The organism is Streptomyces cyanogenus, assembly GCF_017526105.1.
Lineage (GTDB): Bacteria > Actinomycetota > Actinomycetes > Streptomycetales > Streptomycetaceae > Streptomyces > Streptomyces cyanogenus.
The window spans coordinates 1,873,083-1,885,782 of the sequence record NZ_CP071839.1 but is presented as its reverse complement, the minus strand read 5'-3'; the positions used below and the strand labels follow the sequence as shown (position 1 = coordinate 1,885,782).

Below are 12,700 nucleotides of genomic sequence, written 5' to 3'. Positions count from 1 at the left end.
CATCGTCCACAGTTTCGTCACGGCCAACATAGGCGACCAGCGGGTTGCCTGTCCGCATCCAGCGCGACCGAAATTCCGCAGTCGGCCGTTCCCGCCCCCAGGTCACCGCAGGACCGATGACCTCAGGACTTGCTGACCGTGGCCTTGTTGATCACGACCGTCGCGTTCGGCGCCCCGTCACCGGCGCCGGTGCTGTCGCCGGCCGCGGCGATCTTGGTCAGCACCTTCAGGCCGGCCGCGTCGATGGTGCCGAACGGCGTGTAGCTCGGCGGCAGCTGGCTGTCCTTGTAGACGAGGAAGAACTGGCTGCCGCCGGTGTGCTTCTGGCCGGTGTTGGCCATCGCCACCGTGCCCGCCGGGTAGGTGTTGTTCTTCAGGCTCGGGTCCTTGAGGTTCTCGTCCGGGAGCGTGTAGCCCGGACCGCCCATACCGGTGCCCTGGGGGTCGCCGCACTGCAGGACGTAGATGCCCTGGGTGGTCAGGCGGTGGCACTTGGTGTGGTCGAAGTAGCCCTTTCCGGCGAGGAAGTCGAACGAGTTGACCGTGTGCGGGGCCGCCGACGTCTTCAGTGCCACGCCGATGTCGCCGCACGTCGTCGCGAGCTTCAGCGTGTACTTCGCCGACGTGTCGATCGTCATCGCCGGCTCCTTCTTCCAGCTCAGCTTCTTCACCGAGCCGGCCGCCGGCTTGGCGCACGGGTCCGGAGCCTTGCTCGTCGGGGTCGCGCTCGGGGTGACCTCGGCGCTCGCGTTGGTCTTCTTGTCGTCGTCGTTCTTCAGCACCCCGGTCGTGTACAGGGCGACACTGCCGATCACGACCACGCCGAGTACCGACGCGATCACGGAGTTGCGCACGCGGGACCTGCGCCGCGCCTCGGTGCGTCGCTGCTGCTGCCGCAAGAACTTCTCCCGGGCGAGCTGACGCCGCCGCTGCTCCTGGCTGACCACCGGGTTCTCTCCTCATGCGTGTCGTGTGTCGGGCGGTACGCGTACGTCCTCGTGAGCCGACCGCTGCGTGTAGCCCCGTACCGTATATGGGTTCGCTGAGGAAACGGCAGCGCCGGTAGGCTCTGACAGCAGCTGAAGCCACCTGTGAATCGACACAACGAAGGACGATCGTGCTCATTGCCGGGTTCCCCGCCGGGGCCTGGGGGACGAACTGTTATCTCGTCGCCCCCGCCGCCGGTGAGGAGTGCGTGATCATCGACCCGGGCCACCAGGCCGCCCCAGGCGTCGAGGAGGCACTGGAGAAGCATCGGCTCAAGCCCGTCGCCGTCGTCCTCACCCACGGCCACCTCGACCACGTGGCCTCGGTCGTCCCCGTCTGCGGGGCGCACGACGTACCGGCCTGGATCCACCCCGAGGACCGGTACATGATGAGCGACCCCGAGAAGGCGCTCGGCCGCTCCATCGGCATGCCGCTGATGGGCGAGCTGACCGTGGGGGAGCCGGACGACGTCAGGGAGTTGACCGACGGCACGTCCCTGGAGCTGGCCGGGCTGGAGTTCTCCGTCGCGCACGCGCCGGGCCATACCAAGGGGTCGGTGACCTTCCGGATGCCCGAGACCGCCGACGTCCCGTCGGTGTTCTTCTCCGGGGATCTGCTGTTCGCCGGCTCCATCGGACGCACCGATCTGCCCGGCGGATCCATGGCGGACATGCTCGACTCGCTGGCCCGCGTGTGCCTGCCGCTCGAGGACTCCACCGTGGTGCTGTCCGGACACGGCCCCCAGACGACCATCGGCCGGGAGCGCGCCACCAACCCGTATCTGCGGCAGGTGGCCGCCGGCCAGGGAGCCGAGGCTCCCCGACGAGGAATGTGACGAGAGACCTTCCGTGAGCAGCTTCAAGGCCCCCAAGGGCACCTACGACCTGATCCCGCCGGACTCCGCGAAGTACCTCGCGGTCCGCGAGGCGATCGCCGCCCCGCTGCGCAACTCCGGCTACGGCTACATCGAGACGCCCGGCTTCGAGAACGTCGAGCTCTTCGCGCGCGGGGTCGGAGAGTCCACCGACATCGTGACCAAGGAGATGTACGCCTTCGAGACCAAGGGCGGCGACAGGCTCGCCCTGCGCCCCGAGGGCACCGCGTCCGTGCTGCGCGCCGCGCTGGAGGCCAACCTGCACAAGTCGGGCAACCTCCCGGTCAAGCTCTGGTACTCCGGCTCCTACTACCGCTACGAGCGCCCCCAGAAGGGCCGTTACCGGCACTTCTCCCAGGTCGGCGCCGAGGCGATCGGCGCCGAGGACCCGGCGCTGGACGCCGAGCTGATCATCCTGGCCGACCAGGCCTACCGCTCGCTGGGCCTGCGCAACTTCCGCATCCTGCTCAACAGCCTGGGCGACAAGGAGTGCCGTCCGGTGTACCGGTCCGCGCTCCAGGAGTTCCTGCGCGGCCTGGACCTGGACGAGGACACGCGCCGGCGCGTCGACATCAACCCGCTGCGGGTCCTGGACGACAAGCGCGAGTCGGTCCAGAAGCAGCTCACGGGCGCCCCGCTGCTGCGCGACTACCTGTGCGACGCCTGCAAGGCCTACCACGAGGAGGTCCGCGAGCTGATCACGGCGGCCGGTGTCTCCTTCGAGGACGACCCGAAGCTGGTGCGCGGCCTGGACTACTACACCCGCACCACCTTCGAGTTCGTGCACGACGGTCTCGGCTCGCAGTCCGCGGTGGGCGGCGGCGGCCGGTACGACGGGCTGTCCGAGATGATCGGCGGCCCGGCGCTGCCCTCCGTCGGCTGGGCCCTGGGCGTCGACCGCACGGTCCTCGCGCTGGAGGCCGAGGGCGTGGAACCGGACGTCCCGTCCGCCACGTCGGTCTACGCCGTCCCGCTGGGCGAGGAGGCCCGCCGGGTGCTGTTCGGGAAGATCACCGACCTGCGCAAGGTGGGCATCGCGGCGGACTTCGCGTACGGCGGCAAGGGCCTGAAGGGCGCCATGAAGAACGCCAACCGCTCGGGCGCCCGGTACGCGATCGTCGCCGGCGAGCGCGACCTCGCCGAGGGCGTCGTCCAGCTCAAGGACATGGAGTCCGGCGAGCAGACGGCGATCGGCGTCAACGAGATCGTGGCGGAACTGGAAGCCCGGCTCGGCTGACCCGCACGCGCGCGTGGGCGCCGGACGCTCCCCGAGGGGGCGTCCGGCGCCTTTTGTTTCCGGTCCACCGCGGCTGTCCGGAAGCGAGCAGACGACACTTGTCGTACGTACATGCTTATGGGAAGCGAACGGTGCGACACAGGCACGTGCGGCACAATGACCCCTGCCCGAAGATGGTCCCAGCCTCAAGTGACGGAATCGGCGTGATGAGCAAGACGACAGTCAAGAACGTCTCCGCGGAGCCCGGTCCGGAGCGCGCCGCCGACGCCCCCCGCGCGGTGGGCGGCAGCCGTGCCTTCGCCATCCTGCTGGTGATCACCGGCGCGGCCGGACTGCTGGCCGCCTGGGTCATCACGATCGACAAGTTCAAGCTGCTGGAAGCCAAGGTCGCCGGCAAGACGTTCACCCCGGGGTGCAGCCTGAACCCGGTGGTCTCCTGCGGCAGCGTCATGGAGAGCAAGCAGGCCGCCGCCTTCGGCTTCCCCAACCCGATGCTCGGCCTGGTCGCCTACGGCATCGTCGTCTGCGTCGGCATGAGCCTGCTGGCCCGTGCCCGGTTCCCGCGCTGGTACTGGCTGACCTTCAACTTCGGCACCCTCTTCGGCGTGGCCTTCTGCACCTGGCTGCAGTTCCAGTCCCTGTACCGGATCAACGCGCTGTGCCTGTGGTGCTCGCTGGCCTGGGTCGCCACGATCATCATGTTCTGGTACGTCACCTCGTTCAACATCCGCAACGACTTCCTGCCGTCGCCGCGCTGGCTGAAGTCCTTCTTCGGCGAGTTCACCTGGGTGCTGCCGGTCGTGCACGTCGGCATCATCGGCATGCTGGTCCTCACCCGCTGGTGGGACTTCTGGACCAGCTGACCGGGTCCGGAGGGGCCGGCTGACGGCCCGGACCCGATTGTCGGTGCGGTGTTCTAGGGTTTCAGCGTGGAACCCGACCTCTTCACCGCAGCAGCAGAAGAACGCCAGGAGAAGGACCCGGCGGCCAGTCCCCTGGCGGTGCGCATGCGCCCGCGCACGCTCGACGAGGTCGTGGGCCAGCAGCACCTGCTCGCCCCCGGCTCCCCGCTGCGCCGACTGGTCGGGGAGGGCAACGGCGGTCCCGCCGGACCGTCCTCGGTGATCCTGTGGGGCCCGCCCGGCACCGGCAAGACCACTCTGGCGTACGTCGTGTCCAAGGCGACGAACAAGCGTTTCGTGGAGCTGTCCGCGATCACCGCGGGCGTCAAGGAGGTCCGCGCGGTCATCGACGGCGCCCGCCGGGCCACCGGCGGCTTCGGCAAGGAGACCGTCCTCTTCCTGGACGAGATCCACCGCTTCAGCAAGGCCCAGCAGGACTCCCTGCTCCCGGCCGTGGAGAACCGCTGGGTGACCCTGATCGCGGCCACCACGGAGAACCCGTACTTCTCGGTGATCTCCCCGCTGCTCTCCCGCTCCCTGCTGCTCACCCTCGAACCGCTCACCGACGACGACATCCGCGGCCTGCTCCGGCGCGCGCTGAGCGACGAACGCGGCCTGAAGGACGCCGTCGGGCTCCCGGCGGACACCGAGGATCACCTGCTGCGGATCGCCGGCGGCGACGCCCGGCGCGCCCTGACCGCCCTGGAGGCCGCCGCCGGGGCCGCCCTGGACCAGGGCGAGAGCGAGATCAGCCTGCGGACGCTGGAGCGGACCGTCGACCGGGCCGCGGTGAAGTACGACCGCGACGGCGACCAGCACTACGACGTCGCCAGCGCCCTCATCAAGTCCATCCGCGGCTCCGACGTCGACGCGGCCCTGCACTACCTGGCCCGGATGATCGAGGCCGGCGAGGACCCCCGGTTCATCGCCCGCCGGCTGATGATCTCCGCCAGCGAGGACATCGGCCTGGCGGACCCGGGCGCCCTGCCGATCGCGGTCGCCGCCGCCCAGGCCGTCGCCATGATCGGCTTCCCGGAGGCCGCCCTCACCCTCAGCCACGCCACGATCGCCCTGGCCCTCGCCCCCAAGTCCAACTCCGCGACGACCGCGATCGGCGCCGCCCTGGACGACGTACGCAAGGGCCTGGCCGGCCCGGTGCCGCCGCATCTGCGCGACGGGCACTACAAGGGCGCCGCCAAGCTCGGCCACGCGCAGGGGTACGTGTACCCGCACGACCTGCCCGAGGGCATCGCCGCACAGCAGTACGCCCCGGACGCCCTGAAGGACCGCGAGTACTACACGCCGAGCCGGCACGGCGCCGAGGCCAGGTACGCGGACGCCGTGGAGTGGACCCGTACCCACCTGGGTCGCAAGGGGTCCTGAGCACCCTGTAGACTGCTCCGAAGTGCTGAGTCCCGTGCTGTCAGAGCGGGACGGTCAGCCAGAGGCCCAGTCCCTCGCGGACTGCCTCAAGGAGCGTCGCGCACCGTCGAACGGTGTCGCGGGCAGCCCACCACCACCCGCAGTGCCGGGACGGTCGGTGGGCCACTCGCGTGCTGCACGTATGTGCCCAGACCAGGGAAGCGGCTGCCCGGCAGGTCCCCTGCGGACCCGACGGGTTTTCCCGGCTGCGGATGCGACCTCCCTAATCCTGACAAGCCGGAAACTAGGAAATGAGATAAGAGTGGCGAACCAGTCCCGCCCCAAGGTCAAGAAGTCGCGTGCCCTCGGTATCGCGCTGACCCCGAAGGCCGTCAAGTACTTCGAGGCCCGCCCCTACCCGCCGGGTGAGCACGGCCGTGGCCGCAAGCAGAACTCGGACTACAAGGTCCGTCTGCTGGAGAAGCAGCGCCTGCGCGCCCAGTACGACATCTCCGAGCGCCAGCTGGTCCGCGCCTACGAGCGTGCGTCCAAGGTCCAGGGCAAGACCGGTGAGGCCCTGATCGTCGAGCTGGAGCGCCGCCTCGACGCGCTGGTCCTGCGTTCGGGCATCGCCCGCACGATCTACCAGGCCCGCCAGATGGTCGTCCACGGCCACATCCAGGTCAACGGCCAGAAGGTCGACAAGCCGTCCTTCCGCGTCCGCCCGGACGACGTCGTGCAGGTCCGCGACCGCTCCAAGGACAAGACGCTCTTCCAGATCGCCCGTGAGGGTGGTTTCGCCCCCGACGGCGAGACCCCGCGCTACCTGCAGGTGAACCTCAAGGCCCTGGCGTTCCGCCTGGACCGCGAGCCGAACCGCAAGGAGATCCCGGTGATCTGCGACGAGCAGCTCGTCGTCGAGTACTACGCCCGCTGACCCCAGCTCCGGCGCAGACACTCAGCCCGCCGTCTCCCCGCCCTTCCGGGTGGGCGAGGCGGCGGGTTCGCGCTGTCCGGAGGGGGTGTGGACCGGCCCCCGTGGCGTCGGCAGCGCCGGCAGCGGCCGGACGTCGTTCCTGAGCGCCCGGGCCACCGCCGTCTCCCGGTCCAGCCGCGCCCCCCGGCGCACCCACTCCTCGTACCGCCCGTCGCCCAGCGCCTTGCGGGCCGTCGCCTCGCACAGCTCGTGCGGGGCGTTGTAGTACGCCGAGCCGAACAGCGGCAGCCCGACCGAGGGCCACATCCGCCCGGCGGCGCCCTGCAGCACCGCCGCCTCCGCCGCATCGCCCTGCGTCACCGTCACCAGGGCCAGCAGCTCGATCGACAGCACCGTCCCGAGCAGGTCGCGGAAGGTGTGCACGTTGTCCAGGCACTCCACCAGCAACTCACGCGCGCGGGACGGATCGCCGCCCTGCCAGGCCGCGTACGCCAGCACGTACAGCGCGTACGACCGTGCCCAGCGCTCCCCGTGGTCCTCGCACACCCGGCGCACGTCCTCGCACAGCACCACCGCCTCCGGCAGGTCTCCCTGGAACGCCCGCGTCATCGCCAGCTCCACCTGGCCCATCAGGACGTTGCTGTTGAGTTCGCCGATCTCCCGGTAGCGGTCCAGCGCCGACCGCAGCAGCGTTTCTGCGCGGGCCATGTCGTCCGAGACCAGGGCCAGACAGCCCCTGCGGTGCTCGGCGTACGCCACCGCCGTCGGATCGGCCGACCGCTCCGCCTGCTCCCGGCAGGCCTGGAGCGCCTGCAGCGCGGGTACGGTGTCGCCCTGCAGGATCGCCACGTAGCCGAGCACCCACAGCGCCTTCAGCCGGGACTGCTCGTACTCCGAGTCCAGCTCCACGCTGCGCTCCAGCCAGCGCCGCCCCTCCGCGAGCCGGCCGCAGCCCACCCAGCAGAACCACAGCGAACCCGCCAGGTGCTGACCGAGATGCGCCTCCTCCGGCTCGGTCAGACAGAACTCCAGCGCGGTCCGCAGATTGGGCAGCTCGGCGTCGACCCGCGCGGCCACCTCCCGCTGCCGGGGCGAGAACCACTCCAGCTCGCACCAGGTGGCCAGGCCCAGGTACCAGTCCCGGTGCCGTCTGCGCAGCCGGCCCGCGTCCCCGGTCGCCTCCAGCCAGTCGGCGCCGTAGGCCCGGACGGTGTCCAGCATCCGGTACCGGGGGCCCGCCGGGGTCTCCTCGCGGGAGACGACGGACTGGGCGAGCAGCTCCGACAGCACGTCCAGGACGTCCTCGGCGGCCAGCCCGTCACCGCTGCACACGTACTCGGCCGCCTCCAGGTCGAAGGTCTGCGCGAACACCGACAGCCGTGCCCACAGCAGCCGTTGGGCCGGCGTGCACAGCTCGTGGCTCCAGCCGATCGCCGTGCGCATTGTCTGGTGCCGGGGGAGGGCGTCCCGGCCGCCACCGGTCAGCACCCGGAACCGGTCGTCGAGCCGTTGCAGCAACTGCGCCGGGGACAGGGCCCGCAGCCGCCCGGCCGCCAGCTCCAGCGCCAGCGGGATCCCCTCCAGCCGCCGGCACAGCTCCCGCACCTCGGAGCCGTCGGCCACCGGCACCCCGTGCGTCCGGGCCCGGTCCGTGAACAGCTCCACCGCCTCGTCCTCGTCGAGCGGCGCCAGCGGGAACAGCCGCTCGCCCGCGAGGTCCAGCGGGCGCCGGCCCACGGCCAGCACGCGCAGCTCCGGCAGGGAGCGCAGCAGCTCCGCCGTCAGCTCGGCGCAGGCCGCCACCACATGCTCGAACCCGTCCAGCACCAGCAGTGCCGGCCGGCCCGCCAGGTGCTCCAGCAGCGTCTCCCGGGGCGCGCGGGCGGTGTGGTCGGTCAGGCCGAGCGCCTCCACGACCGCGTACTCCACGAACTGCGGGTCCCGGACCGGCGACAGCTCCGCCCGGCCCCACCCCGGCCCGCCCGCCGCGGCGCCGGACGCCCACCGGGCCGCCGCCCGCGCGGCCAGCCGGGACTTGCCGACCCCTCCCACCCCGGTCACGGTCACCAGCCGTGCCTGACCGAGCGCCGCCGTCAGCCCGGCCAGCTCGGCCGAGCGCCCGACGAAAGCGGTGAGTTCGACGGGCGGATCGCCGTCCGTCCAGGAGCCGGGACTGTGAGGATCTCGCATGGGACACGGAGCGTACTGAACCGTGTTCACTGCGTACAATCCCTTCCCGCAACTCCGCTCGCCCCGCCCGGTAATCGGTACGGAGCCTCGGCCCCGGCGCGATAGGCTCGGCACACGACTTTTCCGATGCTCAGACACGTTTCAGGGAGCGGGTGCGCACAGTGTCCGGTGGAGAGGTGGCCGGGATCCTGGTGGCCGTCTTCTGGGCGATCCTGGTCTCCTTCCTCGCCGTCGCACTGGCGAGGCTGGCCCAGACGCTCAAGGCGACCACCAAGCTCGTCGCGGACGTGACCGACCAGGCGGTGCCGCTGCTCGCCGACGCCTCCCAGGCCGTGCGCTCGGCGCAGACCCAGATCGACCGGGTCGACGCGATCGCCTCCGACGTCCAGGAGGTCACGTCGAACGCCTCCGCGCTGTCCACCACCGTCGCCTCCACCTTCGGGGGCCCGCTGGTGAAGGTCGCGGCCTTCGGCTATGGCGTCCGCCGGGCGCTGGGCGGCCGCAAGGAGGACGTGCCTGGGAAGTCGCCCCGGCGTACCGTGATCGTGGGCCGGACGGTCCCCGCCGCACGACGCAAGCGGAAGTAAGGACTGAGACCGAGCGATGTTCCGCCGTACGTTCTGGTTCACCACCGGTGTCGCCGCCGGTGTGTGGGCCACCACCAAGGTCAACCGCAAGCTGAGGCAGCTGACCCCGGAGAGCCTCGCCGCCACCGCGGCGAACAAGGCCCTGGAGACCGGTCAGCGGCTCAAGGACCGCGCGGTCGGCTTCGCGCTCGACGTCCGCGACAACATGGCCCAGCGGGAGGCCGAGCTGGAGGAGGCCCTCGGCATCCAGGACAGCCCGGAACTCCCGGCGCCCCGGCGGTACGCCGCCATCGAGAACGACCGCAGCAACCCGAAGTACATCGAGAACCCGACGTACTCGTACAACCGGAATGAGGACCACTGATGGAGTCGGCAGAGATTCGCCGCCGCTGGCTGAGCTTCTTCGAGGAGCGCGGGCACACCGTCGTCCCTTCGGCGTCGCTCATCGCGGACGACCCGACTCTGCTCCTCGTCCCCGCCGGCATGGTGCCCTTCAAGCCCTACTTCCTGGGTGAGGTCAAGCCGCCGTTCCCGCGCGCCACCAGCGTGCAGAAGTGCGTCCGCACGCCCGACATCGAAGAGGTCGGCAAGACCACGCGGCACGGCACGTTCTTCCAGATGTGCGGCAACTTCTCCTTCGGCGACTACTTCAAGGAAGGCGCCATCAAGCTCGCCTGGGAGCTGCTCACCGCGCCCCAGGACAAGGGCGGTTACGGCCTCGACCCCGAGCGCCTGTGGATCACGGTCTACAAGGACGACGACGAGGCCGAGCAGATCTGGCACGAGGTCGTCGGCGTGCCCAAGGAGCGCATCCAGCGCCTGGGCATGAAGGACAACTTCTGGTCCATGGGCGTCCCCGGCCCGTGCGGCCCCTGCTCCGAGATCAACTACGACCGCGGCCCCGAGTTCGGCGTCGAGGGCGGCCCCGCCGTCAACGACGAGCGGTACGTGGAGATCTGGAACCTCGTCTTCATGCAGTACGAGCGGGGCGAGGGCATCGGCAAGGACAACTTCGAGATCCTCGGGGACCTGCCGAGCAAGAACATCGACACCGGTCTCGGCCTGGAGCGGCTCGCCATGATTCTGCAGGGCGTGCAGAACATGTACGAGATCGACACCTCCATGGCGGTCATCGACAAGGCCACCGAGCTGACCGGCGTGCGCTACGGCGACGCCCACGCCTCGGACGTCTCCCTCCGCGTGGTCACCGACCACATGCGCACCGCCACCATGCTCATCGGCGACGGCGTCACCCCCGGCAACGAGGGCCGCGGCTACGTGCTGCGCCGCATCATGCGCCGCGCCATCCGCAACATGCGTCTGCTCGGCGCCACCGGTCCGGTCGTCAAGGACCTGGTCGACACCGTCATCCGGATGATGGGCCAGCAGTACCCGGAGCTGATCACCGACCGCGAGCGCATCGAGAAGGTCGCCCTCGCCGAGGAGAACGCCTTCCTCAAGACGCTGAAGGCCGGCACCAACATCCTCGACACCGCCGTCACCGAGACCAAGGCCGCCGGTTCGACCGTGCTGCCCGGCGACAAGGCGTTCCTGCTCCACGACACCTGGGGCTTCCCGATCGACCTCACCCTGGAGATGGCCGCCGAGCAGGGGCTGTCCGTGGACGAGGAGGGCTTCCGCCGCCTGATGAAGGAGCAGCGGGAGCGCGCCAAGGCCGACGCCCAGGCCAAGAAGACCGGCCACGCCGACCTCGGTGCCTACCGCGAGATCGCCGACACCGCGGGCGAGACCGACTTCATCGGCTACACCGACACCGAGGGCGAGTCCACGATCGTCGGCATCCTGGTCGACGGCGCCTCCTCCCCGGCCGCCACCGAGGGCGACGAGGTCGAGATCGTCCTCGACCGCACCCCGTTCTACGCCGAGGGCGGCGGCCAGATCGGTGACACCGGCCGCATCCGGGTCGACTCCGGTGCCGTCATCGAGGTCCGCGACTGCCAGAAGCCGGTCCCGGGCGTGTACGTCCACAAGGGCGTCGTCCAGGTCGGCGAGGTGACCGTCGGTGCCAAGGCCCACGCCTCGATCGACGCGCGCCGCCGCCACGCCATCGCCCGCGCCCACTCGGCCACGCACCTGACCCACCAGGCGCTGCGTGACGCCCTCGGCCCGACGGCCGCCCAGGCCGGCTCCGAGAACCAGCCGGGCCGCTTCCGCTTCGACTTCGGCTCCCCGTCCGCCGTTCCGACGGCCGTGATGACCGACGTCGAGCAGAAGATCAACGAGGTGCTCGCCCGCGACCTCGACGTGCGCGCCGAGGTCATGGGCATCGACGAGGCCAAGAAGCAGGGGGCCATCGCCGAGTTCGGCGAGAAGTACGGCGAGCGGGTGCGCGTCGTGACCATCGGCGACTTCTCCAAGGAGCTGTGCGGCGGCACGCACGTGCACAACACCGCCCAGCTGGGCCTGGTGAAGCTGCTCGGCGAGTCCTCCATCGGCTCGGGTGTCCGCCGTATCGAGGCCCTCGTCGGTGTGGACGCCTACAACTTCCTCGCCCGTGAGCACACGGTCGTCAACCAGCTGACCGAGCTGCTCAAGGGCCGTCCGGAGGAGCTGCCGGAGAAGGTCTCCGCGATGCTCGGCAAGCTGAAGGACGCCGAGAAGGAGATCGAGAAGTTCCGCGCCGAGAAGGTGCTCCAGGCCGCCGCCGGCCTCGCCGAGTCCGCCAAGGACGTGCGCGGTGTGGCCCTGGTGACCGGCCGGGTCCCGGACGGCACCACGCCGGACGACCTGCGCAAGCTGGTCCTGGACGTGCGCGGCCGGATCCAGGGCGGACGCGCCGCCGTGGTCGCCCTCTTCACGGTGAACAACGGCAAGCCGCTCACGGTGATCGCCACGAACGACGCCGCCCGCGATCGCGGTCTGAAGGCCGGTGACCTGGTCCGTACCGCCGCCAAGACGCTCGGCGGCGGCGGTGGCGGCAAGCCGGACGTCGCTCAGGGCGGCGGCCAGAACCCGGCCGCCGTCGGCGAGGCCGTCGAGGCCGTCGAGCGGCTCGTCGCCGAGACCGCCAAGTAAGGAAGCGGCGGACGATGCGCAGAGGACGTCGGCTCGCGATCGACGTCGGGGACGCCCGGATCGGGGTCGCCTCGTGCGACCCCGACGGGATCCTCGCCACCCCGGTGGAGACCGTCCCCGGCCGGGACATCCCCGCCGCCCACCGCCGGTTGCGTCACCTGGTGGAGGAGTACGAACCGATCGAGGTCGTCGTCGGCCTCCCTCGCTCCCTCAAGGGGGGCGAGGGCCCGGCCGCGGTCAAGGTCCGGGCCTTCGCCCAGGAACTGGCCGGGGGCATCAAGCCGGTGCCGGTGCGGCTGGTGGACGAGCGGATGACGACGGTGACGGCCAGTCAGGGACTGCGCGCCTCGGGTGTGAAGTCGAAGAAGGGCCGCGCGGTCATCGACCAGGCCGCCGCTGTCATCATTTTGCAGCAGGCCCTGGAATCCGAACGGGTGTCAGGCAATCCACCCGGCGAAGGCGTCGAAGTGGTCATCTGATCGCGATACGGTAACGTTCCGCGCGATGCGCCGGTGTTCGAACAGCCGGGGCACAGCAAGAGGCGGAGCGGAAGCCGGCCCACCGGCCGCGTGACCGTCGGCCTCGCGG

The 12,700-nt window shown here is 70.6% G+C and carries 11 protein-coding genes; 9 read left to right on the top strand and 2 right to left on the bottom strand.

The features are described 5' to 3' along the window. Window positions 1-122: 122 nt before the first annotated feature. Complete coding sequence (locus tag S1361_RS08335) at window positions 123-947, bottom strand: peptidylprolyl isomerase (protein WP_208031205.1); 825 nt, start codon at window positions 945-947, stop codon at window positions 123-125. A gap of 170 nt (window positions 948-1,117) precedes the next feature. On the opposite strand from S1361_RS08335, the gene S1361_RS08330 reads away from it, so the two are divergent. The 5 genes from S1361_RS08330 (at window position 1,118) to rpsD (ending at window position 6,299) form a co-directional block, all read left to right on the top strand. Beyond that, window positions 1,118-1,822: an MBL fold metallo-hydrolase gene (locus S1361_RS08330; RefSeq protein WP_208031204.1), complete on the top strand. Its 705-nt coding sequence runs from the start codon at window positions 1,118-1,120 to the stop codon at window positions 1,820-1,822. 13 nt (window positions 1,823-1,835) lie between these two features. After that, window positions 1,836-3,098 carry a histidine--tRNA ligase gene (gene hisS, locus S1361_RS08325; protein WP_208031203.1) on the top strand — a complete coding sequence of 421 codons (1,263 nt, stop codon included), beginning with the start codon at window positions 1,836-1,838 and terminating at the stop codon, window positions 3,096-3,098. Between the two features lie 206 nt (window positions 3,099-3,304). Beyond that, the gene (locus tag S1361_RS08320; RefSeq protein ID WP_208031202.1) at window positions 3,305-3,961 is read left to right on the top strand and encodes a vitamin K epoxide reductase family protein; all 657 of its coding nucleotides are present in this window, start codon (window positions 3,305-3,307) and stop codon (window positions 3,959-3,961) included. Window positions 3,962-4,027: 66 nt separating this feature from the next. Beyond that, a complete protein-coding gene (locus S1361_RS08315) occupies window positions 4,028-5,383 on the top strand; it encodes a replication-associated recombination protein A (protein WP_208031201.1) in 1,356 nt (451 codons plus the stop codon). 301 nt (window positions 5,384-5,684) lie between these two features. Further along, the gene (gene rpsD, locus S1361_RS08310) at window positions 5,685-6,299 is read left to right on the top strand and encodes a 30S ribosomal protein S4 (RefSeq protein WP_020938857.1); all 615 of its coding nucleotides are present in this window, start codon (window positions 5,685-5,687) and stop codon (window positions 6,297-6,299) included. 21 nt (window positions 6,300-6,320) lie between these two features. Here the strand turns inward: rpsD and S1361_RS08305 are convergent, their stop codons facing one another. Next, the gene (locus S1361_RS08305; protein ID WP_208031200.1) at window positions 6,321-8,489 is read right to left on the bottom strand and encodes an ATP-binding protein; all 2,169 of its coding nucleotides are present in this window, start codon (window positions 8,487-8,489) and stop codon (window positions 6,321-6,323) included. A gap of 161 nt (window positions 8,490-8,650) precedes the next feature. On the opposite strand from S1361_RS08305, the gene S1361_RS08300 reads away from it, so the two are divergent. The 4 genes from S1361_RS08300 to ruvX are packed head-to-tail and all read left to right on the top strand — an operon-like array spanning window position 8,651 to window position 12,591. Further along, window positions 8,651-9,076 (top strand): DUF948 domain-containing protein, encoded by a 426-nt coding sequence (locus tag S1361_RS08300; RefSeq protein WP_208031199.1) that lies wholly within the window; start codon window positions 8,651-8,653, stop codon window positions 9,074-9,076. Window positions 9,077-9,092: 16 nt separating this feature from the next. Continuing rightward, complete coding sequence (locus S1361_RS08295; RefSeq protein WP_208031198.1) at window positions 9,093-9,440, top strand: hypothetical protein; 348 nt, start codon at window positions 9,093-9,095, stop codon at window positions 9,438-9,440. Continuing rightward, a complete protein-coding gene (gene alaS / locus S1361_RS08290) occupies window positions 9,440-12,112 on the top strand; it encodes an alanine--tRNA ligase (protein WP_208031197.1) in 2,673 nt (890 codons plus the stop codon). Before S1361_RS08295 ends, alaS begins: the two co-directional genes overlap by 1 nt. A 14-nt stretch (window positions 12,113-12,126) precedes the next feature. Next, window positions 12,127-12,591, top strand: a complete 465-nt coding sequence (gene ruvX, locus S1361_RS08285) for a Holliday junction resolvase RuvX (RefSeq protein ID WP_208031196.1) — start codon at window positions 12,127-12,129, stop codon at window positions 12,589-12,591. Window positions 12,592-12,700 lie beyond the last annotated feature (109 nt).